22 protein-coding genes, 1 tRNA gene, 2 rRNA genes and 1 pseudogene are annotated in these 26,636 nt (G+C 61.8%); 11 read left to right on the top strand and 15 right to left on the bottom strand.

Features of this window, described 5'->3' with window-relative positions:
* Position 1: 1 nt before the first annotated feature.
* The 7 genes from NKH19_RS14360 to NKH19_RS14330 form a co-directional block, all read right to left on the bottom strand.
* Entirely contained in the window at positions 2 to 1,105 is a 1,104-nt protein-coding gene (locus NKH19_RS14360; RefSeq protein WP_352867717.1) for an ABC transporter ATP-binding protein, read from the bottom strand.
* Positions 1,105 to 2,208, bottom strand: a complete 1,104-nt coding sequence (locus NKH19_RS14355; protein WP_352867719.1) for an ABC transporter ATP-binding protein — start codon at positions 2,206 to 2,208, stop codon at positions 1,105 to 1,107. The genes NKH19_RS14360 and NKH19_RS14355 overlap by 1 nt, the downstream gene beginning before the upstream one ends.
* Complete coding sequence (locus NKH19_RS14350) at positions 2,205 to 2,426, bottom strand: hypothetical protein (RefSeq protein WP_352867720.1); 222 nt, start codon at positions 2,424 to 2,426, stop codon at positions 2,205 to 2,207. Before NKH19_RS14350 ends, NKH19_RS14355 begins: the two co-directional genes overlap by 4 nt.
* Entirely contained in the window at positions 2,423 to 3,382 is a 960-nt protein-coding gene (locus NKH19_RS14345) for a carbohydrate ABC transporter permease (RefSeq protein WP_352867721.1), read from the bottom strand. Before NKH19_RS14345 ends, NKH19_RS14350 begins: the two co-directional genes overlap by 4 nt.
* 1 nt (position 3,383) lies before the next feature.
* Positions 3,384 to 4,289, bottom strand: a complete 906-nt coding sequence (locus NKH19_RS14340; protein WP_352867722.1) for a carbohydrate ABC transporter permease — start codon at positions 4,287 to 4,289, stop codon at positions 3,384 to 3,386.
* A gap of 66 nt (positions 4,290 to 4,355) precedes the next feature.
* Positions 4,356 to 5,672, bottom strand: a complete 1,317-nt coding sequence (locus NKH19_RS14335) for an ABC transporter substrate-binding protein (protein ID WP_352867723.1) — start codon at positions 5,670 to 5,672, stop codon at positions 4,356 to 4,358.
* A gap of 359 nt (positions 5,673 to 6,031) precedes the next feature.
* Positions 6,032 to 6,727, bottom strand: a complete 696-nt coding sequence (locus NKH19_RS14330) for a TetR/AcrR family transcriptional regulator (protein WP_352867725.1) — start codon at positions 6,725 to 6,727, stop codon at positions 6,032 to 6,034.
* Positions 6,728 to 6,835: 108 nt separating this feature from the next.
* Here NKH19_RS14330 and NKH19_RS14325 point away from each other — a divergent pair, with 108 nt between their 5' ends.
* From NKH19_RS14325 to NKH19_RS14315, 3 genes are read left to right on the top strand one after another with little or no spacing between them, the layout of a single operon-like run.
* Positions 6,836 to 8,032: a Tm-1-like ATP-binding domain-containing protein gene (locus NKH19_RS14325; protein ID WP_352867727.1), complete on the top strand. Its 1,197-nt coding sequence runs from the start codon at positions 6,836 to 6,838 to the stop codon at positions 8,030 to 8,032.
* A gap of 11 nt (positions 8,033 to 8,043) precedes the next feature.
* Positions 8,044 to 8,907 (top strand): phosphoenolpyruvate hydrolase family protein, encoded by an 864-nt coding sequence (locus NKH19_RS14320; RefSeq protein WP_352867729.1) that lies wholly within the window; start codon positions 8,044 to 8,046, stop codon positions 8,905 to 8,907.
* A gap of 6 nt (positions 8,908 to 8,913) precedes the next feature.
* A complete protein-coding gene (locus tag NKH19_RS14315; protein WP_352867731.1) occupies positions 8,914 to 9,330 on the top strand; it encodes a cupin domain-containing protein in 417 nt (138 codons plus the stop codon).
* Between the two features lie 388 nt (positions 9,331 to 9,718).
* On the opposite strand, the gene NKH19_RS14310 is transcribed toward NKH19_RS14315, so the two are convergent.
* Positions 9,719 to 10,909 carry a M24 family metallopeptidase gene (locus NKH19_RS14310; RefSeq protein WP_352867734.1) on the bottom strand — a complete coding sequence of 397 codons (1,191 nt, stop codon included), beginning with the start codon at positions 10,907 to 10,909 and terminating at the stop codon, positions 9,719 to 9,721.
* Positions 10,910 to 11,282: 373 nt separating this feature from the next.
* Here NKH19_RS14310 and NKH19_RS14305 point away from each other — a divergent pair, with 373 nt between their 5' ends.
* The 7 genes from NKH19_RS14305 to NKH19_RS14275 all read left to right on the top strand — a co-directional run bounded on the left by NKH19_RS14305 (position 11,283) and on the right by NKH19_RS14275 (position 17,992).
* Positions 11,283 to 12,884, top strand: a complete 1,602-nt coding sequence (locus tag NKH19_RS14305; protein WP_352867736.1) for an ABC transporter substrate-binding protein — start codon at positions 11,283 to 11,285, stop codon at positions 12,882 to 12,884.
* An 87-nt stretch (positions 12,885 to 12,971) separates the two neighbouring features.
* Positions 12,972 to 13,958, top strand: a complete 987-nt coding sequence (locus tag NKH19_RS14300) for an ABC transporter permease (protein WP_352867740.1) — start codon at positions 12,972 to 12,974, stop codon at positions 13,956 to 13,958.
* Entirely contained in the window at positions 13,955 to 14,785 is an 831-nt protein-coding gene (locus tag NKH19_RS14295) for an ABC transporter permease (protein WP_352867742.1), read from the top strand. Before NKH19_RS14300 ends, NKH19_RS14295 begins: the two co-directional genes overlap by 4 nt.
* Positions 14,782 to 15,780 (top strand): ABC transporter ATP-binding protein, encoded by a 999-nt coding sequence (locus NKH19_RS14290; protein ID WP_352867744.1) that lies wholly within the window; start codon positions 14,782 to 14,784, stop codon positions 15,778 to 15,780. The genes NKH19_RS14295 and NKH19_RS14290 overlap by 4 nt, the downstream gene beginning before the upstream one ends.
* Complete coding sequence (locus NKH19_RS14285; RefSeq protein WP_352867745.1) at positions 15,777 to 16,562, top strand: ATP-binding cassette domain-containing protein; 786 nt, start codon at positions 15,777 to 15,779, stop codon at positions 16,560 to 16,562. Before NKH19_RS14290 ends, NKH19_RS14285 begins: the two co-directional genes overlap by 4 nt.
* Positions 16,559 to 17,089, top strand: coding sequence for an L-2-amino-thiazoline-4-carboxylic acid hydrolase (locus NKH19_RS14280; protein WP_352867747.1), 531 nt, complete (start codon positions 16,559 to 16,561; stop codon positions 17,087 to 17,089). The genes NKH19_RS14285 and NKH19_RS14280 overlap by 4 nt, the downstream gene beginning before the upstream one ends.
* Positions 17,090 to 17,209: 120 nt before the next feature.
* Entirely contained in the window at positions 17,210 to 17,992 is a 783-nt protein-coding gene (locus NKH19_RS14275; RefSeq protein WP_352982289.1) for a hypothetical protein, read from the top strand.
* Between the two features lie 22 nt (positions 17,993 to 18,014).
* Here the strand turns inward: NKH19_RS14275 and NKH19_RS14270 are convergent, their stop codons facing one another.
* Together NKH19_RS14270 and NKH19_RS14265 are read right to left on the bottom strand one after the other, a co-directional pair.
* On the bottom strand, positions 18,015 to 18,626 hold the full coding sequence (locus NKH19_RS14270; RefSeq protein WP_352867750.1) for an NAD(P)-dependent oxidoreductase: 612 nt from the start codon (positions 18,624 to 18,626) through the stop codon (positions 18,015 to 18,017).
* A gap of 36 nt (positions 18,627 to 18,662) precedes the next feature.
* A complete protein-coding gene (locus tag NKH19_RS14265; protein WP_352867752.1) occupies positions 18,663 to 19,301 on the bottom strand; it encodes a DsbA family protein in 639 nt (212 codons plus the stop codon).
* Positions 19,302 to 19,428: 127 nt separating this feature from the next.
* On the opposite strand from NKH19_RS14265, the gene NKH19_RS14260 reads away from it, so the two are divergent.
* On the top strand, positions 19,429 to 20,346 hold the full coding sequence (locus tag NKH19_RS14260) for a LysR family transcriptional regulator (protein WP_352867753.1): 918 nt from the start codon (positions 19,429 to 19,431) through the stop codon (positions 20,344 to 20,346).
* Positions 20,347 to 20,358: 12 nt separating this feature from the next.
* Here the strand turns inward: NKH19_RS14260 and NKH19_RS14255 are convergent, their stop codons facing one another.
* The 5 genes and pseudogenes from NKH19_RS14255 to NKH19_RS14235 form a co-directional block, all read right to left on the bottom strand.
* Positions 20,359 to 21,975: a GMC family oxidoreductase gene (locus NKH19_RS14255; RefSeq protein ID WP_352867755.1), complete on the bottom strand. Its 1,617-nt coding sequence runs from the start codon at positions 21,973 to 21,975 to the stop codon at positions 20,359 to 20,361.
* Positions 21,972 to 22,544: pseudogene (locus NKH19_RS14250) on the bottom strand (FGGY-family carbohydrate kinase); the annotation flags it as partial. The gene NKH19_RS14255 and the pseudogene NKH19_RS14250, both read right to left, overlap by 4 nt.
* A gap of 301 nt (positions 22,545 to 22,845) precedes the next feature.
* Positions 22,846 to 22,922: transfer RNA gene (locus NKH19_RS14245), tRNA-Met, on the bottom strand.
* Between the two features lie 226 nt (positions 22,923 to 23,148).
* A 5S ribosomal RNA gene (gene rrf, locus NKH19_RS14240) occupies positions 23,149 to 23,263 on the bottom strand.
* 277 nt (positions 23,264 to 23,540) lie between these two features.
* Positions 23,541 to 26,362: ribosomal RNA gene (locus tag NKH19_RS14235) — 23S ribosomal RNA — on the bottom strand.
* Between the last annotated feature and the right edge of the window lie 274 nt (positions 26,363 to 26,636).

Genomic DNA, 26,636 nt, shown 5'->3' with positions numbered 1-26,636 from the left:
TTCACACAGCGTGCCGCAAGCTGACGCCGCTGCCCTTGTCGAACAGCACCACCTTGTCCGGGTTCCAGGCAAAGCGCACCGATTGCTCGATCGCGACATCGGTCCTGGCCGGCACGGTGGCGCGCAAGGTGGCGTCGCCAACCCGCAGCGTCAGGATCTTTTCGACGCCATGGTTCTCGACGTCATGGACGCGCGCTTCGACCGGTGCGCCGCTCTCGAGATAAACGTCCTCGGGACGAACACCGAAGACGAGCGGGCGACCGTCGGTCGCCGCACCCGCCTTTAGCCCCCAAGAAGTCTTGGCACCCCCCGAAAAAGGCAGTTCAAAATTCAGCGGCGCCATCACCGCACGGCCGTTCACAAGCCTTCCGTCGATGAGGTTCATCGGCGGCGAGCCGACGAAGCTCGCCACATAGGTATCGCGCGGATTGTTGTAGATCTCGTGCGGCGTACCCGTCTGCACGATGCGGCCATGATTGAGCACGCCGACCTTGTCGCCCATCGACATCGCCTCGATCTGGTCATGGGTAACGAACAGGAAGGTGGCGCCGAGTTGCATCTGCAGGTTCTTCAGTTCCGTGCGCAGCGCCTCGCGCAGCTTGGCGTCCAGCGCCGACAGCGGCTCGTCCATCAGGAACACGCGCGGCTTGCGCACGATGGCGCGGCCGATGGAGACGCGCTGCATCTCGCCGCCTGACAGCTTGTCGGTCTTGCGGTCGAGCAGATGCTCGATCCGCAGCGTGCGGGCGGCACGGTCGACGCGATCCTTGATCTCGGCGTCGGGCAGCCGGCGGATCTTAGGCTTCAGCGGGAACTCGAGATTTTCGCGCACCGTATAGCGCGGATAGAGCGAGTATTGCTGCAGCACCAGCGCCACGTCACGCTCAGCCGCACCCCAGTCGGCCACATCGACACCGTCGATGAAGACCTGGCCTTCGCTCGGCTTTTCCAGGCCGGCGATCAGCCGCAGAGTGGTCGTCTTGCCTGCACCCGTTTCGCCCAGCAGCACGAAGAACTCGCCATCGGCGATGTCGAGATCGAGCCCGGTCAAGGCGGTGTGGTTGCCGAAGGTCTTCGAGATGTTTTTCAGCTGGATATGGGCCATCACAATCTCACTTCCAGCGACTTGCCGCTTGCCGTGTCGAAGAAATGCGCCTGGGCCGGATCGATCCTGGCGAACACCTTCTCGCCGGGACCGCTGACGAACCCGCTCTTGGTGCGCGCGCGCAGCATCTTGGAGCCGACCTTGAGGTCGACGATGTCAAAGGAGCCGAGCGGCTCGACAATCTGCGTCTCGACCTGCAGGAACCCCTCGGCGGCATCGCGGCGGATGAGGACGCCTTCCGGCCGGATGCCGAGCGCCAGCTGGCCGCCGGCATGGCCATTGAGCTTCGACAGCAGCGCCCGCGGGAACTCGAAGCCGGCGGCAGCCCCGCCGACCGTCACCAAGACCGAGGATGCGGTCTCCGCTACCGCGGCATCGGCGACATTCATCACTGGACTGCCGACGAATTGCGCCACGAACAGGTTTGCCGGGTGCGAATAGACCTCGTCCGGCGAACCGACCTGCTGCAGCACGCCTTCATGCATGATGACGATGCGGTCGGCGAGGCTCATCGCCTCGATCTGGTCGTGCGTGACATAGATGGTGGTCGAGCCCTGCTTGATGTGCAGCCGCTTGATCTCGGCCCGCATTTCTTCGCGCAACTTGGCATCGAGCGCGCCGATCGGTTCGTCCATCAGCATCGCCTTAGGCCGCCGCACCAGGGCCCGACCGATAGCGACGCGCTGCATGTCGCCCCCCGAAAGCGCCGACGGCTTCTTGTCGAGCAGGTCCAGGATCTGCAGCGTCTTGGCGACCGAGCGCACCTCCGAGTCGATCTCCGCCTTGCTCTTGCGCGTGGCGCGCAAAGGGAAGGCGATGTTCTCGTAGACGCTCATATGCGGGTAGAGCGAGAACGACTGGAAGACCATGGCGATGTCGCGGTCGGCGGCCTTCAGATGCTGGATCGGTTTGCCGTCGATGAGGATGTCGCCCTCATCGATCGTTTCCAGTCCGGCGATGGCGCGCAGCGTCGTCGTTTTGCCGCAGCCCGATTGGCCGAGCAGAACGATGAACTCGTTGTCGTTGATCTTCAGGTTGAGGTCCTTGATGACCTGGACGGCGCCGAAAAATTTCTGGACGCCGCGAAGCTCGATCTGGGTCAATGCTGTGCTCCCGGATTTCGCATCTGTCCGGTGCCGGCCTTCTCCTCAGGCGCGATCTTCGAGGTGATGTTGAAGCCGATCAGCCCGATCAGGATGATGGTCAGGCCATAGGTGTGCAACGCCAGGTTCCAAGGCTGGCAGAGCGCGATGATGCCAAGCACCATCAGCACCTGCGAACCGGGTTCCAGATATTTCTGATTGATGGCACGAAAGCTCATTTGCGGATCGCTCCGAAGGACATGCCGCGCAGCAGATGGTTGCGGAGCAGGAAGGTGAAGATCGCGACCGGCAGCAGAAACAGGAAGGTTCCGGCGGCAATCACCGTCCAGTCCGGCAGGCCGGAGCCGACCTGGCTGGGGATGAACGGCGGCGCTGTCTGGGCACGGCGGCTGGTCATGATCAGCGCGAAGGCATATTCGTTCCACGCGGTGATGAAGCAGAACACGGCGGTGGCGGCGATGCCGGTGGCGGCCTCCGGCAGCACGATCTTGAAGAAAGCCTCCATGCGCGTGTAGCCGTCGACGAGGGCTGCCTCTTCATACTCTTTCGGTATCTCGTCCATGAAGCCCTTCATCAGCCACACCGAGAACGACAGGTTGAAGGCGGTATAGAGGATGATCAGGCCGACATGGGAATCATTCAGGCCGACCGCCCGGTACATCAGGAACATCGGGATCGCCACCACGACCGGCGGCAGCATGCGGGTCGACAGGATGAAGAAGAGCAGGTCCGCCTCGCCCTTCACCTTGAAACGCGAGAAACCATAGGCGGTGAACGTGCCCATGCCGACCGCCAGCACAGTTGAGGTGATGGCGATGATTAGCGAGTTCAGGAAACGGCTCGGATATCCCGACCATTGCACCTGGCCCTTGCCATCACGCACGATCTTTTCACCACCGTCGAAGACGACGCGCTCCCACCAGGGGGCGGCTGCATACTCCTCGGGCGACGCCGGGTTGCGCATCTGCGAACGCTTGGTGAACAGCTTGACGAAAGGCGATATTTCCGGCTGGAAGACGACCGTCGGCGGGATGGTGGTGGCGAGATTGCGCGGCTTGAATGCCGTCGAGGCAATCCAGTAGATCGGCGCCAGGAAGATGATCGTCACCAACAGAACGGCGACGATGGCGACACGGTTGAAGCCGATTTCGGAAGAAGTGCGGACGGCAGCCATCTCAGCGCTCCTTTACCTTGTTGAGGTATTTGACGTAGATGTTGGTGATCGCCAGCACCATGATCAGCACGATGTAGGCGAGTGCGCAGGAGCGCCCGGTCTGCCATTCCTGGAACGCCATCTTGTAAAGCCGGATCGAGATCAGTTCGGCCGTCGGCTGGCTGGTCAGGATGTAGGCGAGATCGAAGGTCTTGAATGCTTCCATGGTGCGGAAAATGACGGCGATCATCAGGATCGGCGCGACAAGTGGCAGTGTGATGCGAAAGAAGGTGTAGAACGACCCGGCCCTGTCGATCGCCGCCGCTTCGTAGAGATGTTTCGGAACCGCCGAGAGGCCAGCCAGCGACAAAAGCATGACGAAGGGCGACCACATCCAGATGTCGGTCAGCGCAACCGCATAGAGCGCCATTTTCGGATCCGACAGCCATTCGAAGGTGCCGAGGCCGAGCGCATAGTTGATGATGCCGAAAGACGGATCGTAGAGCAGTTTCCAGAACAGGCCGACGACCGCCATCGACAGCATCATCGGCAAAAGCAGAAGCGTCGTCAGCAGACCTTTGAGCGGAATGTCGCGGTTAAGCAGCATGGCGACGCCGAAGCCGACGACCAGCTGGCCAACGACCGAGATGATGACGTATTTCGCGGTGGTGGCGAAATTGGACCAGACATAGGGGTCGTTGAGCAGGTCGCGATAGTTCTGCAGCCCGACGAAATTTGCCGGCGCGTTGGTCGACGCCCGGAAATCGGTGAAGGAATAGCCGAGCGAATAGATCAGCGGAAAGATGTTGAAGACGATCAGGAACAGGACCGTCGGGATGATGAAGAGGTTGCGGATCGAAATGTCGCTGAGGCCGCGCGCGGCCGCCCTTGAAGACCTGTCGAGCGTGGTGATCATAGTGGTCGCCAAGACCCTGCTCCCGTTACAAAAAAGAAACGGAGGAGGCACCGACGCCCCCTCCGTGAGACCTGCTTGTTACTGACCGCGGCCGTATTTCTTGAAGGTCGCGTTCCAATCGGCCGCCAGGGCGTCCAGCGTTTCCTTGGCGGTGCCTTCGCCGCCGATCATGTAGGGATAGACGCGCTGGTTGAGCTGCTGCAGCAGTTCGGCATATTCCGGCACCGCCCAGAAGTCCTTCACCTTGAACATGGTCTCGTAGAAGGCCTTGTTATACGGCGTGGCGTTCTGGAATTCAGGCGACTTGAGCACGGCGGCACTGCAGGTGTAGCCGCCAAGCGCTGCCCACTTCTTCTGGGTCTCGTCCTTGATGAACCATTCCAGGAACTTGATCGCCTCGTCCTGCTTTTGCGAGTAGGACACGATCGAGATGCCTTGCCCACCGAGTGCGGCGAACTGGTCACCGTTCGGGCCGGGAGGATTGGCGAAGAAGCCGGTGTTCTTGGCGTTCGGGTTCGACGCTTCGTTGATCAGCGACGGGAAGAACGCAAAGTAGTTCATGCTCATCGCGGCCAGGCCTTCGGTGATCGCCTGGTTGTCTTCGACGAAGAACGACTTGGCCCAGCCTGGAGGCGTGAACTTGTAGAGCTCCTTGTAGGCGTCGAGCGCCGCGACCGCCTTGTCGGAGTTGATGAAGCCATCGACCTTGTAGGTCTTATAATCACCCAGTTCGCCACCGTAGGAGAACAACGCGTTCTCGAAGCCCATCGCCATCGCGTCGTAGGAATTGTCCGTGTAGATGGCGATGCCGTATTTTTTCTGGTCCGGCCGGTAGAAGAACTCGGCGATGTCGCGCAGCGCCTTGAAATCCTTCGGCACGTCGAGATCGTAACCATACTTGGCCTTGAAGGCTTCCTTTTCCTTCGGATCCTCGAACCAGTCCTTGCGATAGGACCAGCCGACGGCGTCGCCTTCGAGCGGGATGGCCCAGTACTTGCTGCTGCCGCCCGGATATTCGGCGTAGTACTTCACCGTCGCCGGCGCCATCACGTCGCCGACCTTGTGCTTGTTGAAGAAGTCGGTCAGGTCGACATAGTGGCCGCCGGTCGAGCCGGCACCGAGCCATTGCGAGTCGCCGACGACCATATCATAGGCGTCACCATGGGCGTTGAATTCGGTGAAGGCCTTGGTCTGGAAGTCGGGCCACGGTGTGGTTTCCACCGTGATCTTGACGCCGGTTTCTTTCTCGTACTCGTTGCCGAGTTCCTGCAGATAGTTGGCCGGATCCCATTCCGCCCAGAAGATGGTGAGTGACTTTTCCTGCGCGTAAACGGACGTTCCGCAGGCAAGCGTTAAGCCGATACCAGCAAGTACGCTGGTCACAAACTTGCGCATAATGATTTCCTCCCTTGTGCGCATTCTACCTTATCGTTCGAGCCGGCAACCGGGCCGACCCTGGTAGTTCCTCCCGTGATCGCACTTTTCCGGCTTCGAGCCTCCTCGCCCTGCCGGAAAATGGATCGCAGCCCTCACTTTCGATCCGCTTTTCTTACCTGATCTGGTATTACCAATTCTGCACGCACGTCAAGTCCTTTCTTGGCGACTCGACTTGGCCATTGCTATTGGATTTTAGGTTTATCTGCCTGTTTTACCAAGATTTTCCTACTCAGTGATACACGCATGCGTTGCCCCCTACCCCGCACTGCAGCTAATATCAGCAGTCGGCATGCCAATCTGGTCGAACCAGATGGGCGCTATTTCGCGACTGCCGTTGGATCGATGTTGCCGCCGTCACCGATCGATTCCGCGACCGCCGCACGCACCAGCGCCCCCGCCGCCCACTGCGCGACCGACATCGTCCGGCGACTGTCCAACCCCCAGATATCCTTGAGCACGATCAGCACCTCGACGCCGAAGATCAGCGACAGCGCCTGCGCCAGCCGCTTGAATTCGCGTGGCGGGAGACCGCCCTTGAGCGGCGCGATCGCCTCTTTCAGCAAGTCGATGCGGTGACCACGCGTGAAGGCCGGTTCGCCGCCCAGCGTGCCCGCCTGACGCCGCGCCCATTGATCGAGCGACAGCTTCAGTGCCGCCTTGAAAGTTGCTTCGAAGGCCTCGATGCGCGGCATGGCCGTGTCGAACAGGTCGGCGACCCTGCGCTCCGCATCCATCGACGTCGACTGCCAAGTGAGGATTGGCCCTAGCCCCTCATCGACGACAGCCTGGACCAGAACCGCCTGGCTCGGGAAATACCGATAGGCGGTTGCACGGGAAACCTGTGCTGCCTCGGCGACCTCGCTGATCGACGGCGTGACGCCCGCCTGCATCAGCCTCGTCGCCGTCTCCAGCATCAGCCGTTTCGTGCGCGCGCGCGGTCCACGCTCTGGCACTGGGCCTCTTCCCCGCTGGGTATCGTCGCTCGCCGTGAATTGTTGACGTGAGACATCCATATCAATACGATACGCCAGTCTCAAAAATTTGCAATGGCCTTCGCATCGTTGAGCAGCCGGGCAATGAGTGGGGGGCAGCATCGCGCCCGCCTGGATTGGGGAACCGCAATGAAGCGCATCTACGTGGTAGGCACCGCTGACACCAAGGGTGAGGAACTCGCCTTCCTGGCCGATGCGATCGCCGCAACCGGTGCCGCCGTTTCCCGCGTCGATGTCGGAACGCGCGACGCAACTGTTCCCGTCGACATCACCGCAAAGGAAATTGCCGGCCACCACCCCGGTGGCGGCGACGCCGTGCTCGGCGGCAATGACCGCGGCGCCGCGGTCGCCGCGATGGGCATCGCCTTTGCCCGCTTTGCCCAATCGCGAAACGATATTGCCGCCATGATCGGCATTGGCGGTGGCGGCGGCACCTCGATCATCACGTCGGGCATGCGTGCCCTGCCGCTCGGCCTGCCCAAGATCATGGTTTCGACGCTCGCCTCCGGCGATACCGCACCTTACGTCGACGTTTCCGACATCATCATGATGCCTGCGGTGACCGACATGGCCGGACTGAATCGGCTGTCCCGCGTCGTCCTGCACAATGCCGCCCAGGCGATATCGGGCATGGCGGCAAGGCCGGCGCCACCACCCGACGGCAAACCGTCCATCGGCCTCACCATGTTCGGCGTCACCACGCCTTGCGTGACCGCCATCGCAGACCAGCTTCGTTCGACCTATGACTGCATGGTCTTCCACGCCACCGGCACCGGCGGCCGCAGCATGGAGAAGCTGGCCGACAGCGGCCTGCTGTCCGGCGTCATCGACATAACAACGACCGAAGTCTGCGATCTGCTGTTCGGCGGCGTCCTGCCGGCGACCGAGGATCGTTTTGGCGCCATCGCCCGCACCAGGCTGCCCTATGTCGGTTCGGTCGGCGCGCTCGACATGGTCAACTTCTGGGCACCGTCGACCATTCCGGAGCACCATCGCGGTCGGCTGTTCTATGAACACAATCCCAACGTCACGCTGATGCGCACCACGGCGCAGGAATGCCGCGCGATCGGCGAATGGATCGGCGCCAGGCTCGCCCTCTGCGAGGGGCCGGTGCATTTTCTCGTTCCGGAAAAGGGCGTCTCGGCGCTCGACATCGAAGGCGGCGCCTTCTTTGATCCGGAAGCCGACGCCGTCCTGTTCGAAGCCATCGAGCGCACCATCCGGCCAAACAGCACGCGCCGCGTCACGCGCCTGCCGTTGCACATCAACGACCCCGAATTCGCCAAGGCCGCGGTCGCGGCTTTTCTCGACATCGCCAGACAGTGAGATTCAAAAAGATGCCCGCCATACCGCGCAAGGACATTTTGAAGAAATTCAGGGGAATGATCGAAAAGGGCGTGCCGATCGTCGGCGGCGGCGCCGGCACCGGCCTGTCGGCCAAGGCCGAGGAGGCGGGCGGCATCGACCTCATCATCATCTACAATTCCGGTCGCTACCGGATGGCCGGCCGCGGCTCGGCCGCCGGCCTGCTCGCCTATGGTAATGCCAACGAGATCGTCAAGGATATGGCCTACGAGGTGCTGCCGGTGGTCAAGAAGACGCCGGTGCTGGCCGGCGTCAACGGCACAGACCCCTTCGTCATCATGCCGCTGCTCTTGGCCGAACTGAAGACGATGGGCTTTTCCGGCGTGCAGAATTTTCCGACCATCGGCCTGTTCGACGGCCAGATGCGGCAAAGCTTCGAGGAGACCGGCATGGGATTCGGGCTCGAGGTCGACATGATCGGCGAGGCGCACAAGCTCGACCTGTTGACCACCCCCTATGTCTTCAATCCGGACGAAGCCCGCGCCATGACCAAGGCCGGCGCCGATATCGTCGTCGCCCATATGGGCGTGACCACAGGCGGCTCGATCGGCGCCACCTCGGCCAAGTCGCTCGATGACTGCGTTTTCGAGATCGACGCCATCGCCAACGCCGCCCGTTCGGTGCGCAAGGAGGTCATCCTGCTTTGCCATGGCGGCCCGATCTCGATGCCGGACGACGCCCGCTACATCCTCGACCGCTGCAAGGGCCTGCACGGCTTCTATGGCGCAAGCTCGATGGAACGGCTGCCGGCCGAGGCGGCGATCGCCAAACAGACCGTCGATTTCAAGGCGGTCACACTTGGTGACGGGAAGACCCCGAAGAAGAAGAAGGGATGATGAGAGATGACCGACAAGAACAAAATGTTTGTTTATCCGAAGGACGTCAGCGCCTTCGGCTTCGACTGGGGCAGACTGGCGCTGACGGTCGCGCCCGAGGTCAATGGCGCGTCCCGCTTTTCCGGTGGTGTCGTCGACCTGCCATCCGGCGAGGGCCATACGCGCCACAACCACCCGGGCGCCGAGGAAATCATCTTCGTCATATCAGGTCATGGCGAGCAGATGGTCGAAGACGAGAAGGGCAATCCGGTGCTCGAGACAGTCGGCCCCGGCTGCACCATCTATGTGCCGGAAAGCCGATTTCATTCGACGCTGAACACCGGCGACGGGCCGATGCAGCTCTTCGTCGTCTATTCACCGGCTGGTCCGGAACTGGGTTTACGGGAACTGCCGGATTTCAGGCTGATCCCTGCGGGGCAGTGATGAGCTTATTACAAGGTGGCGCCGCCCCTCATTGTCCTGCCGGACATTTCTCCCCGTATAGTGACGGGGAGAAAGACGCAGTCATCGGCGCTTTCGCCAATTTTCAACGCCGCAAAATAGGTGCCGAGGGCGCGGCTGCCCTCTTCTCCCCGTCACTATACCTATGGCATTCACACATCTCTTTCCGCTCATGGACGGTGGTCAAAAATGCCAGCATTTTCAACGCCTGCATCCTAGCGCCGCCAAGGGATCATGACGACATCGCCCTCACTTAAGTCTTTGAGTTCACGTTTCTTTAGCCGCCGCAGAAAGATGTGTGAATCCGATAGGTCACTATACGGGGAGAAGGTGCCGGCAGGCGGATGAGGGGCGGCGCCAGCCCTGGGTTCTATGAAATCCCACCCCTGTTCCACCCCCGGCCTCGATCACCGAACATCACATAGCCGGCGTCTGTAACCGCAAGCGTGTCTTCCAGCTTGATAAAGCCCCGCGTCGGGTGGAGCATGGTCGTCTCGACCGACAGCACCATGTTCTTCTCCAGCGGCTTGGCAGCATAGGTGCCTTCATAGGTCACCGGATGGTTGGTCATCAGGAACGGCGCTTCGTGCGTGATCAGCCCCATGCCGTGGGCGAAGAAATCCGTGTAGGCCGCGACCTTCGAGGCCTTCAGCACGCCCTCGGCATGCGAAATCATGTCGCCGCCAAGCGTGCCCGCTCTGACCTTTGAGAAGGCTGCTTGCTGCACCGCCTCGACCTCGGCCAGCAAATCCTCGAGTTCAGCGTCCGGTTCGCCGAGAATGCCCATGCGGCAGAGGTCGCCAATATAGCCGTGGTAGTTGCCGCCGGAATCGATCGACAGCACCTCGCCCTTTTTCCATGCCTGCGGCGAGGCGGCGCGGTTGTGGCTGGAGCCCAAAGTCAGCAGGCAATATTCGAAATGCGCGCCGCGATTGGTCTCCTCGCGCCGCAGCTGCTCGATGATCTCGCTCTTGGTCGTGCCTTCGCGCGCCCAGGCGATGGTCGCCAGCATGGAATCGGTGATCAGTTCGGATGCCGTGCGCAGCTTCTCCAACTCGGCAGCGGTCTTGATGGCGCGCATGCGCTCCAGCATCTCGGTCGCATCGGTCAGCTTGGCGTCCGGTAGCGCTTTGCGGATCAACGTATAGGCGTCCGACGGCAGGAAGCCCGGCTCGATGCCGATGCGCGCACCCGTCTTGCCGATGTTCCGCAGGTGCTCGACGGCGAGATTGGCGGCATCGAGCGTGCCCCAGCAGGCGGCGTGCAGCGTCGGCGTCCAGAACGGGTTGTTCTGATGCTCGCCGCCCTCCATGCGGTTGCCGATATAGGCGGCATGGTCCGGCCCGCCCTTTTCATACACGACGATCGGCAGGTAACGGCTGTGGCCGATCGCATCCATGGCGGCAAAGAAGATGAATTTGTAGCCGCCCAGCAGATACTGCGTGTTGTGCTTGGAGGTCGCCAGCAGCACATCGATGCCGGCCTCTTCCATCAGTTGGTCAACCCGCGCTTGGTCGAACGGGATATTGCCGACCGCATTCTTGCCCGGAGCAATGTTCATCTCTCTCTCCCTGAATTGCCCGGGATCGCCGAAGTTCCGCTCCCGATCCCTTGGCTTTGGATCAAATCTGCACCATTTTGCCCGCTCTGGTCCCAGCCAGAAAGAGGCGAAAATAGCACAACTCGACGTCACCATGGCGTCATCTGTCGCATATTCGGTCAATCTGGTCCTACCAGATTGACCGAATAGAGTCGCTTCCCCAAAATGGTCCAGCGGACGAAAATTTCAAAGCCAAGCGAGGATGCGCCAATTCCGTCTCTGGCGAAACCCTCGGCAAGGCCCACAATCGCCGCCGCGGGGATGCTGGCGGGCTCGCCGGCGTTCGAGGGTATTGGCGCACCGGGCCGGGTCGCGGAGAGGACGGAGTTCGATCATGTCAGATTTCACGATTTCGAGACGCACGATGCTTGCCGGTTCGGCGATGCTGCTGGCTGCCATGACATCCGGCTGGGCGCAGACGCCGAAGAAGGGCGGCCGGCTGGTGCTTGCTGCCGATTCCGAACCACGCAACCTCAACCCGGCGATCGTCGCCTCCAACGGCGTCTTCTTCATCTCCAGCAAGATCGTCGAAACGCTGGCCGAAGCCTCCTTCGACGGCAAGGACGGGCTTGCGCCACGGCTAGCGCTAAGCTGGGAAGGTGCGGCCGACGGGCTCTCCGCGACCTTCAAATTGCGCGACGGCGTCAAATGGCATGACGGCAAGCCGTTCACCTCGGCCGACGTTGCCTTCTCGGCGCTGGAGATCTGGAAGCCGCTGCAGAATCTCGGCCGCACCGTGTTCAAGGATCTGGCCAGCGTCGACACCCCTGACGATCTCACCGCCGTGTTCAAATTTGCCAGGCCGACACCGTTCCAGCTGATCCGTAACGCGCTGCCGGCGCTGAGCAGCGTGGTGCCGAAGCACATATACGAGGTCGGCAAGATCGAGGACAACCCAGCCAACAACGCGCCCATCGGCACCGGGCCGTTCAAATTCGGCGAGTACAAAGCAGGCCAATATTACCTGCTGACGAAGAACACGGATTACTGGGACAAGGACGAGCCCTATCTCGACGAGATCATCTACCAGGTGCTGCCGGATCGCACGTCCGCGGCGAGCGCACTGGAAGCCGAGGAGATCCAGCTGGCGGCCTTCTCCACCGTGCCGCTGGCCGATCTAGACCGCATCTCGAAAGTGCCGGGCCTGAAGGTGATCTCGAAGGGCTATGAGGGGCTCACCTACCAGCTCGTCGTCGAGATCAACCATCGCCGCAAGGAACTGGCCGACGTGAAAGTGCGGCAGGCGATCGCGCATGCCATCGACAAGGATTTCGTCGTCAAGACAGTGTTCCTCGGTTACGCCGCAACAGCTACCGGTCCGGTGCCGAAGAACGATCCGCAATTCTACACCGCCGACGTGCCGACCTATCCATTCGACGTCGCCAAGGCCAACACGCTGCTCGACGAAGCCGGGTACAGGAAAGGCCCGGACGGCAAGCGCTTCTCGCTGAAGCTTTTGCCCGCGCCCTACTTCAACGAGACCAAGCAATTCGGCGACTATCTGCGCCAGGCGCTGGCCGCCATCGGCATCGACGCAGAGCTGCTCAACAACGACTCGGCCGGCCACATCAAGGCCGTCTACACCGATCACGCCTTCGACCTCGCCGTCGGCCCGCCGGTGTTCCGTGGCGACCCGGCGATCTCGACCACCATTCTGGTGCAGAGCGGTATTCCCGACGGCGTGCCGTTCTCCAACCAGGGCGGCTACAAGAACGAGGCGCTCGATGCCCTCATCGCCAAGGCATCCGAGACGCTCGACACCACTGCCCGCACCGACCTCTACAAGGAGTTCCAGAAGGCGGTGGCTACCGACCTGCCGCTGATCAATGTCGCCGAATGGAGCTTTATCAGCGTCGCCCGCGACACCGTTGGGAATATCGCCAACAACCCGCGTTGGGCGGTGTCGAACTGGGCGGACACGTATCTGGAATCGTGACACAATTGCGCGGATGAGAGTTCGCGGCGAAATCGGTGTCGAGACATGGCCTAAGGCCGCGTTCCTTCACACCGGCATCCTTTTCCCATGACCCGCGCCCTCACCCTGCTCCGCCGTCGCCTCGTCGGCAGTGTCTTCGTGCTGCTGATCGTCGTCGTCGGCACCTTCCTACTGCTCGAAGCAGCCCCCGGCGATGCGGTAGACGCCTACATCGTCTCGACCGGCGGCGATGCCGGCATGATCGAGCTGTTGCGCCATCGCTGGGGCCTCGACCAGTCGGAGCTGACGCGGCTCGCCAACTATCTCTGGGCGTTGCTGCATTTCGATCTCGGCCAGTCGGTGACTTTCTCCAGGCCGATCCGCGACGTGATCCTGGAACGCCTGCCCAACACGCTGTTGCTGATGGTGAGCGCCACCGCGCTTTCCTTCGGGCTCGGCTCGGCACTCGGCATCTATGCAGGTGCCAGACCGGGCAGTTTTCGTGACCGCTTCCTGTCGATCGGATCGCTGGCGCTCTATGCCGTGCCGGGTTTCTGGCTAGGGCTGGTGCTGATCGTCATCTTTGCCGTCGACCTGCGCTGGTTGCCGATCGGCGGCATCGAAACCCTGGCATCCGACAAGACCGGCCTTGATCGCGCAGCCGACATTGCCATCCATCTCGCCCTGCCCGTTTCCGCCCTCGGCTTCATCTACCTGGCGCTCTATCTGCGCATGATGCGCGCCGGCATGGCCGAGGTCTGGCGGCAAGATTTCGTCCTGGCTGCGCGCGCCAAGGGATTGTCACGCCGCCGCATCGTGCTCGCGCACGTCGCCCGCAACGCACTGCTGCCGCTGGTCACCATGCTGGGCCTGCAATCGGCGCAGATGCTCGGCGGCAGCGTCGTCATCGAGAGCGTCTTTTCAGTACCCGGCCTCGGCCGACTGGCGCAGGAGGCAGTCGCCTCCCGCGACACGCCGCTTCTGCTTGGCATTATCCTCACCAGCGCCGTCCTGGTCATTGTCATCAACCTTCTCGTCGACATCGCCTATGCCTTCCTCGATCCGCGCGTCGGCGCGAGCGAGGCCCGCGCATGAGCCCGCTCCGCCGCTTTCTGCGCGCGCCTGAGGCGGTTGCCGGTGCGATCCTCCTCGCGGCGCTGATTGCCATGGCGCTGTCGGCATCGCTGCTGTTCCCAGGCGATCCCCAAGCTATCGCCGGCCCCGCACTGCTGCCGCCGTTCCAGGACTGGTCGCTGCCGCTCGGCACCGACCGGCTTGGCCGCGACGTGCTGGCCGAGCTTTTTCATGGCGCCCGCACATCGCTGGCCGTCGGGCTCGCGGCCGCGGCCGCCGCACTTGTCGTCGGCGCCGTGGTCGGCACGCTGGCCGGCTTTGCCGGCGGCCTCGTCGACGAGGTGCTGATGCGCATCACCGACGCCTTCCAGACGGTGCCGAGCTTCCTGCTGGCGCTGGCCTTCGTCAGCGTCGTCGGGCCTTCACTCGGCATCGTTGTGATCGCCATCGCGCTCGGCACCTGGACCGGACCTGCCAGAGTGGTCCGCGCGGAAGTCCTCTCCGTCCGCGAACGTGACTATGTCGCCGGGGCCAGGGTCATCGGCATGCACCCGCTGGCGATCGCCTTTCGCGAGGTGCTGCCCAACGCCTTGCCACCGGTGCTGGCGATGTCGTCGGTGATCGTCGCCGCCGCGATCCTCACCGAAGCGGCCTTGTCTTTCCTCGGCTTGGGCGAACCCAACCGGGTCACCTGGGGCGGCATGATAGCAGAAGGCCGCACTGTTTTGCGCACCGCACCCTTCCTGTCGATCATTCCGGGCATAGCGTTGGTTCTGACCGTGCTCGGCGTCTATCTCGCCGGTGAAGGCATCGTCGAGACAACGGCAGTCAGGAGAGGCCTTTCGTGACCGCCCTGGCTACGATCCGCGACCTGACGGTAACTTACCGCCGCGACGGCAGCGAGGTGGCGGCACTGAAGAGCGTCAGCCTCGACATCGCCGCTGGCGAACGCCTCGCCATCATCGGCGAAAGCGGCTCGGGCAAGAGCACGCTGGCACTGGCCATTGCCGGACTGCTGCCGGCGAGCGCCAGGATTGGAGGGCGGATCGATTGGTTCTCACATCCACCGCCAAGGTTGGGCACCAAGGCACCCCCCTCTGTCCTGCCGGACATCTCCCCCGCAAGGGGGGAGATTGGCAGCTTCGCCGACAGCTCCCCTTCTGCACCATTGGCGATTGGCGAGGGCCGAGATGAAGGAGCAATCTCCCCCCTTGCGGGGGAGATGTCCGGCAGGACAGAGGGGGGTACGAAGGATCGCCAGCCTAAAATCGTTCCCCTCGGCGGCCGCGACATCGGCTTCGTCTTCCAGGATCCCTCAGCCAGCCTCGACCCTGTGATGACAATCGGCAAACAGATCGCCGAAGTCGCGCGCACCCATCTCGGCCTCACATGGGCACAAGCGTATGCGAAGGCAAAAAACTTGCTGGAGCGCGTCCGCCTGCCGGACCCGGACTCGGCCTTGCGCGCCTTCCCACATCAACTCTCCGGTGGCCAGAAGCAGCGTGTGGCGATCGCCGCGGCCATCGCGGCCGGTCCGAAATTGCTGATCGCCGACGAGGCGACCAGCGCGCTCGACACCATCGTGCAGGCCGAGATCGTCGCCTTGATCCGGCACCTCGTGGCCGAGGACGGCATGACGCTGCTGTTCATCAGCCACGACATCGCGCTGGCGGCCGAGCTTGCCGAGCGCATCGCCGTTTTCCGTTATGGCCAGCTGGTCGAGCTTGGCACGACGGCGCAGATCATCAATGCACCTAGCCAAGCCTACACACGCGCGCTGCTCGACGCCCATATCGGCCTCGACACCAAGCCGTTGCTGAACCGCGCCGAGCTCCACGCATGAGCCTGCTGACCGCGTCCAACCTCACCAAACGCTACCGTCGCGACAAAAAGGCCATCGCTGCCATCGACGATGTCTCCTTTCACATCGACCCCGGCGAGACGCTGGCGCTGGCCGGGCCCTCCGGCAGCGGCAAGTCGACCATCGCGCGGCTGGTGCTGCGGCTGATCGAGCCGGACGCTGGCCGCATCAACTTCGAAGGCAATAATTTCCTGGCTTTGACTGGCGCGGCGCTGCGAGCGCGTCGCGCACGCCTGCAAATGGTGTTCCAGGATCCACTTGCCGCCTTCAACCCTCGCGCCACGGTGGCACGCGTGCTCGACGATCCCTTGCGCATCCATGGCATCGCTTCCCGCGCCGAGCGCCTGCGGCGCATCGCCGCCTTGCTGGAGCGTGTCGGGCTGACGGCCGACCTTGCCGCCCGCGCCATCCATGAAATCTCCGGTGGCCAGCGGCAGCGCGTCGCCATTGCGCGCGCCATCGCGACGAAACCGTCGCTGATCGTGCTCGACGAAGCGGTGTCGGCGCTCGACGTTTCCGTGCGCGGACAGATCCTCGACCTGTTGCTTGACCTGCAACGCCAGGAACAGATTGCCTATCTCTTCATTTCACATGATCTCGGCGTTATCAGCGCCATCGCCCACCGCGTCGTGCTTCTCGACGCCGGGCGGATTGCCGAGAGCGGCGATGCCCGAACCGTCATCGGCGCACCGCAATCGGCCATCGGCAAGGCGCTGGTGGCGGCCGCACCGAGATTGAACCGGACCACACAGGACGCATCATGACCGACCCCGAAGCCAGAGCCGAGAAACTGTCGCGCGAACTCGATTCCGCCTTTCGCAACCGAGCCGATCTGTACCGCCTGTTCCTCGAGGAACTAACCGGAGAGCTGGGCGCCAAAAAGGCCGAAGCGGTCATGATCCGCGCCATCGAACAGCGCGGCAAGGAAGTGGCCGCAGCCGCCTTCGCCGGCTTCGGCCCCAATGACGCACGCGCGATCGGCGAGGCCTTCCTGGCCGTCAGTCCGGATGGCGGCCTGATGTACCCGACCGATGTCGAACGCAGCGATGATCGCATCGCCTTCAAAGTGAAGCGCTGCCCCCTGAAAGACGCCTGGGTCGAGGCTGGGGTCGGCGATGAAAAGCTCACCACGCTCTGCCGTATTGCCGGCGCCTTTGACCGCGGCCTGTTCGAGGCGACCGGCGTGCGTTTCGACAATGTCACCTGGACACCAGGCCACGGCTCCGGCTGCTGTCATATCGCTTTGACAGACAGGGCCAGCACAGATGATGGACACACCTCACCGAACTGAAGGGCATTGGCGACGCCGACGCCGTTTGGAAGGAAGCCGGACAAGGTGACAGCGGGCTCCTTCCTTGCTCTGATCGAGCAAACGAATCGGCGGCCGGCGCCTCATTGAGGAAATACTACGATGCATGTCGTGACATTGCTGAAAGCGGACATGTTCGACGTCGAGATCGACGGCAAGCCGGCTTCGATCACGGACGCCTTGCCGAACTGGAACCCGCATGACCGTTTCGGGCTGGTAATCGACGATGCGCTTGGCGGCATCGGCGCGACCCATCTGCTGCAGATCGCCATCACCTCGTTCTACGACGTCAAGCCGAGCCGTCGCACCGAGCTGACGGTCTACCCGGAAATCTATGCCTTCCATATCGGCAAGGGCCATGGCGCGCACGCGCCTTATGATTTCTGGCCGGCCCGGCGCGAAGTCATCACCTCGCTCGATCATCGCGAGGTGCTCGACGCCATCAATGATCGCGGAATCACCCGGCTGGCCGTCCCCGATCGCCAGCCGCGCGAGGTCGTGCACCGGCCGAAGGAAGTCGACGCGGCGCTCGACCGCATCGCCTCGGCATTCGTCTACAGCCCGTCAGGCCGGGTATCGGATTCCGACCTCGCCATTTCAGGCAACGACAGGCGAACTGAATACAATCCCAACAGCGCCTTGCGGCCTCGCTACACCGACAGCCGGCCGGCTTCGGTTTCGACGGCGGCTAAGCCGGTCAAGGAAGTCGATCCGTCCTATCAGGAGTGGCTCCGCAAGCGCGAGCACGACCTGACCAGCGAGGAACGCGCCTTCGTTGAACGCCGCCGCGAGGCGCTGAGACAAGACGGCCTCGTCACCGAGACCTACCGGCGCGTCGGCGTCCGCGAAGCCTTGGCGCGCCTGGCGTCGGCCGACCTCGATTGAGACCCGGCCGACGCCTGTTCGATCAATAGCCGACGGTGAAGCGCTGCCGGACATGGGCAGGCTTCTCGATCTCGTCGACCATGACGATGGCGTAGTCCTCGAAGGAAATGCTGCTGCCGTTGGCCGAGGCGAGAAGCGTGTCCTTGCCGAGACGGAATGTGCCGGTGCGCTCGCCCGGACTGAACACGGCGGATGGCGACAGGAACGTCCAGTCGAGATCGTCAACGGTCTTCAGTTTGTCGAGGAAGTCGGCACCCTTCTGCGCTTCGGCCTTGTAGATATCAGGGAATTCGGGGGTATCGACCAACCGCTTGCCGGGCGCGACTTCGAGACTGCCGGCGCCGCCGACGATGAGATAGCGCTTCACTCCGGAGGCACGCACGGCGGCAATCAGCGTATCGGCGTCGCTGTCGAGAAAATGCACCGAACTGATCACCACATCATGGCCGCGGATCAGGTCAGCGAGACCTTCCTTATCGAAAATATCGCCCTTCCTAGCGGTCACACCCGGGAGGGCGGCGATCTTTTCCGGGTTGCGCGCAATTCCGGTGACCGTGTGGCCACGATCGGAGAGTTCTTTGAGAAGGCGCGAGCCGACCGCGCCGGATGCACCAATGAGAGCGACTTTTGCCATGTCTTTTCAGTTTCCTTGTTGAAGGTTTGCTGGGGATCACGCCGCCGCGATATGAGCGACGAGATTGTCGAAGCTGCCGAACAGCGCGTTCGAACCGATGAGCCGGGGCGCATCGTTGCGGATGACCGCCAGCGAAGGCACGCCATCGGCATGCAGGCGCTGGAACAGCGAGCGGCCTCGGCCGACCAACTCGCGGTGCGCCGTCAGCAATGTCTCGGTCGGCGCCTTGAGCATCTCGGCGGCGTCTGCCATGCCGGCGGCGGCGAGCACCTCGGCCACACCGCCGATCGTCACGACATCGCGTCCTTCCACGTAGCGCGCCTGCTGAATCGCCTTCAACGCGGCAAGCCGGCGGCTGGGATCTTCCAGGCCGGCGGCGCTGACGCTGAGCGTGGCGGCGTGCGAGTCGAGCAGGGTCCCGCTGATATCGAGGACATTGTGTCGGTAGGCCGGCGTGAACACTTGTCCGGTTAGGCGCTCGATGCGCTGGTCGTTCGCCCAGGCGTGTGCGGCAAAACCTTCATCCATCGGACGCGCGCCGGCACCGGAGAACAGGCCGGTTGGCAGCAGCTCGACGCGCAGGCCGCTGGCCAACAGTCTGTCGAGCATCGGGATGGCGCCATAGCACCAGCCGCAGAGCGGATCAAAAAGATAGGTCACTTCTGAGTTGCTCATAATTGCGCTATCCTTGGTCCGGCTGCTTCGTCGAATGCCTTGGCTCACATGTGGCAGACGGCGGTCTTGCGAAAAATAGCCCTCAATAATACAAACTGTCTGATCCAATCAGACAAAGGCTGCCTCCTTGGCCGAACTTCTGAACCTCAACCGGCTGGCCTATTTCACCACGGTGATGGAAACCGGCTCGTTCACCGCGGCGGCCGACCGGCTTGGCGTCGCCAAGGCCGTGGTCAGCCATCAGATCGGCAAGCTCGAGGAGGAACTGGGCGCAACGCTGCTGCAACGCACGACACGGCGTGTCACGCCGACCGAAGAGGGCCGCCTGTTCTATGACCGCGCTATGATCATCCTGCGGGAAGCGGAGGCGGCCTATGGCGAAATCTCGCGCGGAGCCGTCGAACCGAGCGGAACGCTGCGACTGACCGCGCCCCTCGACTACGGCACCAAGATCGTGGCCCCGGTCATGGCGGCCTATCTCAGAACCTATCCGCATATACGCGTCGAGGCGATCTTCGACGATGCGGTAAGCAATCTGGTGGACGAGCAGATCGATCTCGGCATCCGCGTCGGCTGGCTCACCGATTCCTCGAACCAGGCGCGGCGCCTGGGCACGATACGGCAGACCGTGGTGGCGAGCCCTGGCTTCGCGGCAACCCTGCCTCCCGACGTGACGCCGCGCCAGGCAAGATCGCTGGCCTGGGTCGGCAACGCACAACTACGCGGCATCGGCCAATGGCTGTTTTCCAGGGATAGCGAAACGGTGCCGACCGAACTCAATCCGATCGTCATGTGCGACAAGAGCCCCGCCGCTCTGGCTTGCGTGCTCGCCGGCATCGGGCTTGGCGTGTTCCCGGATTACAGCGTCAGCGACGATATCGCCGAAGGGCGGCTGGTGCCGGTGTTTGCCGACTGGAGCTTGCCGACCGGCGGCATCCACGCCGTCTTTCCACCGGCCCGGTTCCGGCCCGCCAAGGTGCGCGCCTTCGTCGATCTGCTCGCGGCCGCCGAGAAAAGGCGATCGCGCGGCGTTGCCCTGGCTTGAAGTCGATGGCTGTCAGCGAGACTCCTGCAGGATCATCTCGGATGCCTTTTCCGCGATCATGACGACCGGAGAGTTGGTGTTGCCCGAAACGATTGTCGGCATGATCGAGGCATCGACCACGCGCAGTCCGGCAAGCCCTTGAACACGCAGCCGGTCGTCGACCACCGCCATCGAGTCCGAACCCATCTTGCAGGTGCCGACCGGGTGGAAGATCGTCGTGCCGATATCGCCGGCCTTGCGGATGAGGTCCTCGTCGCTGTCATACTGCGCGCCGGGCAGCATCTCTTCCGGCGCAAAGCGCGCCACGGCCCGGGCCTTCATCAGACCGCGGACATGGCGCAGCGAAGCGATGGCCACGCTGCGGTCCCCCTCGGTGGAAAGATAGTTCGGCCGGATCTTCGCCGCCTCATGCGGGTCGGACGATCCCATATGCACGGTACCCCGGCTTTCCGGGCGCAGATTGCAGACCGATACCGTCACCGCGGGAAAGCGATGCAGCGGCTCGCCCAGCCGGTCGGTGCTCAGCGGCTGCACATGATATTCGAGATCAGGTGTTTCGAGGCGCGGATCGCTCCTGGCGAAGATGCCGAGCTGGCTTGGCGCCATCGACAGCGGCCCGCTGCGCTTGAGCGCGTATTCCAGCCCCATCGACGCACGGCTGACCGGATTGTGGTAGCGCTGGTTGAGCGTTGCAGTGTTGGCGACTTTGAAGACGGTGCGGATCTGCAAATGGTCCTGCAGGTTTTCACCGACGCCCGGCAAGGCGTGACGGACATCCACGCCGATGCTCGAAAGCAGGTCGGGGTGACCCACCCCGGACAGTTCGAGCAGCTTCGGCGAGTTGATGGCGCCGGCGGCGAGAATGGTCTGGCCGGCTGACACGCGATGCAGGCCACCGTCTTTTCGGAAGACCAGTCCGGTTGCGCGCCGGCCTTCGAATTCGAGCCGCATGGTCTCCGCGCCGAGCACCACGCGCAGGTTCTTGCGCGCCGCTATGCCGCGCAAGAACGCCTTCGAGGTGTTCCAGCGCACGCCCTTCCTCTGGTTGACCTCGAAATAACCCGAGCCTTCATTGGTGCCGGTGTTGAAGTCATCGGTGCGCGGAATGCCGAGTTCCTCGGCCGCGTCCCGGAATGCGTCGAGGATCGGCCATGACAGGCGCTGCCGTTCGACCCGCCACTCGCCGCCGCTTCCGTGCATGACGCCCTTGCCGCCGTGATAATCTTCCGATTTGAGGAAGTAAGGCAGGACGTCGTCCCAGCCCCAGCCGGCATTGCCGGCTTGACGCCAGCCATCATAGTCGGCTGCCTGGCCGCGCATGTAGATCATGCCGTTGATCGATGAACAGCCGCCAAGCACCTTGCCGCGCGGATAGTTGAGGCTGCGTCCGTTGAGACCGGCTTCCGGCTCGGTCTTCATCATCCAGTCGGTCCGCGGGTTGCCCATGCAGAAGAGGTAGCCGATCGGGATATCGACCCAGTGATAACGGTCGCTGCCGCCGGCTTCGAGCAACAGCACACTGTTGCGCGGATCGGCGGAGAGCCGGTTGGCGAGCACGCAGCCGGCGGAGCCGGCACCGACGATGACGTAATCATAACTGCCGAACGGGGACGGTGAAGCTTCGCTCACGTGCGTGCCTGCTGTGCGGCGATGCGCTCCCGCATCGGGGTCATCGCCTGGTTGATCTCGCCGTAGAGTCGATACCGCCGTGCGTATGCGTCGGCAACCGCCTCGTCAGGCACAAAGTGTCGGGCGGCGGCCGTCATGGCGGCCGCACCGGCGCTGTAGTCAACGAATATGCCAACACCGGTGCCCGCCGCGATCGCCGCCCCCCAGGGCTCCGGTCTCGCGGCTGCGCGCCACGGTAACGGGAACGCCGAGCACATCGGCGAAGATCTTCGGCCACACGCTGCTGCGCGAGCCGCCGCCAGACAGCACCACGCTGTCGAATTCGGCGCCTGCCCGATGCAAGGTCTCGACATGGCGCTTGTGCTCGAAGGCGACGCCCTCGAACAGCGCACGCGGCAGATGTGCCCGGCCGTGCCAGCCGGCGATACCGTAGAAGCCGGCGCGCGCATGGCCATTCGGCCATTCCGCTGCGAGCAGTACAGGAAGGGATGATAGATCGGAATGTCGCTGTTCGGATCGACGGAAGCGACGAGTTCGCTGCACAATTCGAACGGCGAGGCCCTGTCGCTTTTGGCGGCGAAGCGGAGGTGGAATGTTGGCGTGACGTTCGCGGTGAGCTGATCGCCGGCCGCGCCTTCATAGTCTGGCCCGGTCTCATGTTGGTGGCGTCTGCTCGGCTTGCAGCGTGACGCTCTCTCCATGTCGTTAGGAATCCTGCGTTGGGCGGCAGGGCGGACGCACGGACGAGCATAAGCCGCTTCCGGTCAGCGACATGGGGATTGATCATGAAGGCTTTCCGGCCGGCTCGTTCCGAGAAGCCCCAAACGCAAACAGCCCGCCGGCGTGGTGCCTGGCGGGCTGTTTTGGATTTGGTTGCGGGGACAGGATTTGAACCTGTGACCTTCAGGTTATGAGCCTGACGAGCTACCGGGCTGCTCCACCCCGCGTCAACCTTGGCTGTAAGCGCAAGCCTACGAATAGGATGGCCTACAAATAGGTATATGGCTCGCCAAATGAAAGGGCCGCTTGCGCGGCCCGGGCTTCCCTTGGCGGGCCTTATGCATGTCGCCCAAAGTGCTTGGCGGTTTTGGGGCAACGACATGCATCAACAAAAGTAAGGAGAAGATTTCCCTGCATCCGATTTGGATGTGAGACTGAACGTGCGTTTAGCAGACCTGGCAGCGACCTACTCTCCCGCGTCTTGAGACGAAGTACCATCAGCGCTGGAGCGTTTCACGGCCGAGTTCGGAATGGGATCGGGTGCAGCCGCTCCGCCATAACCACCAGGTCGGCAAAACGCACGTTGTTCGAGAAGCTGAGTTAGGGATTAGGCAGTAGGGAATAGTGAGTAGGAGATACCTGCTCGCTATAAGCATGCGCCATTTGCCCGTCTTTCCGTGCCAAGGCGACGTTTTCTACAGGGCGCTTCGGGCATAAGCCCGCAAGCGCGACTGCGCGTCGCCGGTTTTCCGGCGCCCTCGCGGAGCATAGGCCCCGGAGGGGCCGCTCATGCGTGAGCGCTGGTAAGACCATTTGACTTCGTCAAATGGGCATAAGGAATGAGAACGATCAAGCCGATCGAACTATTAGTACCGGTAAGCTTCAAGCGTTGCCGCTCTTCCACACCCGGCCTATCAACGTGGTCGTCTTCCACGGTTCTCAGGGAATACTCGTTTTAAGGTGGGTTTCCCGCTTAGATGCCTTCAGCGGTTATCCCGTCCGGATATAGCTACCCTGCTATGCGGCTGGCGCCACAACAGGTCCACCAGAGATCCGTCCATCCCGGTCCTCTCGTACTAGGGACAGATCCTTTCAATATTCCTACACCCACGGCAGATAGGGACCGAACTGTCTCACGACGTTCTGAACCCAACTCACGTACCGCTTTAAATGGCGAACAGCCATACCCTTGGGACCTGCTCCAGCCCCAGGATGCGATGAGTCGACATCGAGGTGCCAAACAACCCCGTCGATATGGACTCTTGGGGGTCATCAGCCTGTTATCCCCGGCGTACCTTTTATCCGTTGAGCGATGGCCCTTCCACGCGGGACCACCGGATCACTATGACCGACTTTCGTCTCTGCTCGACTTGTCAGTCTCGCAGTCAGGCAGGCTTATGCCATTGCACTCAGCGAACGATTTCCGACCGTTCTGAGCCCACCATCGCGCGCCTCCGTTACTCTTTAGGAGGCGACCGCCCCAGTCAAACTACCCACCATACATTGTCCCGGACCCGGATAACGGGCCGCGGTTAGACATCCATAGTAATAAGGGTGGTATTTCAAGGGTGGCTCCACCTGAGCTGGCGCCCAGGTTTCAAAGCCTACCACCTATCCTACACATGCCACTACGAATGCCAATGTAAAGCTATAGTAAAGGTGCACGGGGTCTTTCCGTCTAACCGCAGGAACCCCGCATCTTCACGGGGAATTCAATTTCACTGAGTCTATGCTGGAGACAGCGGGGAAGTCGTTACGCCATTCGTGCAGGTCGGAACTTACCCGACAAGGAATTTCGCTACCTTAGGACCGTTATAGTTACGGCCGCCGTTTACTGGGGCTTCGATTCAGAGCTTGCACCCCTCCTCTTAACCTTCCAGCACCGGGCAGGCGTCAGACCCTATACGTCGTCTTGCGACTTCGCAGAGCCCTGTGTTTTTGATAAACAGTCGCTACCCCCTGGTCTGTGCCACCCTCCTCTACTTGCGTAGAAAAGGGTCACGCTTCTTCCGAAGTTACGCGTGCAATTTGCCGAGTTCCTTCAGCATAGTTCTCTCAAGCGCCTTGGTATACTCTACCAGACCACCAGTGTCGGTTTCGGGTACGGTTTATAAGGAGGAGCTATTTCCTGGAACCACGCAGCAGCCCGTTCAATCCGATAAGATTGGACTACCTCAATGATCCGTCACTACCTCCAAGCCCACGAATATTAACGTGGTTCCCATCGACTACGCGTTTCCGCCTCGTCTTAGGGGCCGGCTAACCCTGCTCAGATTAGCTTTAAGCAGGAACCCTTGGTCTTTCGGCGGGGGAGTCTCTCACTCCCCTTACGTTACTCATGTCAGCATTCGCACTTCTGATACCTCCACCACCCCTCACGGGTATGGCTTCATCAGCTTACAGAACGCTCCGCTACCGCTTGGCCCTTGCGGACCAAACCCTAAGCTTCGGTGTATGGCTTTAGCCCCGTTACATTTTCGGCGCAAAGACCCTTATTTAGACCAGTGAGCTGTTACGCTTTCTTTAAATGATGGCTGCTTCTAAGCCAACATCCTGGTTGTTTTGGGATCCTCACATCCTTTCCCACTTAGCCATAACTTGGGGACCTTAGCTGTAGGTCAGGGTTGTTTCCCTTTTCACGACGGACGTTAGCACCCGCCGTGTGTCTGCCGACTAGTACTCCCAGGTATTCGGAGTTTGGTTAGGTTTGGTAATCCGGTGAGGACCCCTAGCCCATCCAGTGCTCTACCCCCTGGGGTATTCGGTCGACGCTCTACCTAAATAGATTTCGCGGAGAACCAGCTATTTCCGAGTTTGATTGGCCTTTCACCCCTAGCCACAAGTCATCCCGAACTATTGCAACAGTTATGGGTTCGGTCCTCCAGTAAGTGTTACCTTACCTTCAACCTGCTCATGGCTAGATCACTCGGTTTCGGGTCTAATGCGACGAACTGAACGCCCTATTCAGACTCGCTTTCGCTGCGCCTACACCTAGCGGTTTAAGCTTGCTCGTCACACTAAGTCGCTGACCCATTATACAAAAGGTACGTGGTCACCCAGGACGAACCTTGGGCTTCCACTGTTTGTAGGCAATCGGTTTCAGGTACTCTTTCACTCCCCTTGTCGGGGTGCTTTTCACCTTTCCCTCACGGTACTAGTTCGCTATCGGTCATGCACGAGTACTTAGGCTTGGAGGGTGGTCCCCCCAATTTCAGACAGGATTTCACGTGTCCCGCCTTACTCGAGGACGATTGATTGCATTACGCGTACGGGGCTGTCACCCACTATGGCCCTACTTTCCAGAAGGTTCCGCTTGTCTCTCAATCGCCACTGGCCTGGTCCGGGTTCGCTCGCCACTACTTCCGGAGTCTCGGTTGATGTCCTTTCCTACGGGTACTTAGATGTTTCAGTTCCCCGCGTTCGCCACTTTACCCCTATGTATTCAGGGTAAGTTACCTATTATCGATACTTGGAAACCACAGCGGCAAGTCGGCCTTGCGACCTTCCGGCTGCTCTGATTTTCCAAGTACCTTAGGTGGGTTTCCCCATTCGGAAATCTACGGATCAAAGGGTATTCGCACCTCCCCGTAGCTTATCGCAGCGTATCACGTCCTTCATCGCCTGTGCATGCCAAGGCATCCACCAATTGCCCTTAAGACACTTGATCGTTCTCATTGCCAATGCCCACCCGCGCAATCCGAAGGATTGTCGCTTCAGCCTCTCCCTTACGGGTTTAGCGTCCGCGCAATTCCCAAGGAATTGTCGCCTGGGCCAAATCCTGTGCGGGATTTAGCCCGATGTCATTGGCACAAAAAGACCAGCTTCTCGAGATCGGTTCGAGGGCGCGGTTAGGCAAACCCATCATATGCGGGAGATTGAGCGTCTCCCGCGACAAATCACAAACCTTTCGGCTCATGAAGTTCGAACAAATCTTCTCTTTA

This window comes from Mesorhizobium sp. M1338 (assembly GCF_040318045.1).
Classification (GTDB): Bacteria; Pseudomonadota; Alphaproteobacteria; order Rhizobiales; family Rhizobiaceae; genus Mesorhizobium.
The sequence above is the reverse complement of the archived record's forward strand: the minus strand, read 5'-3'. Positions and strand labels throughout refer to the sequence as shown.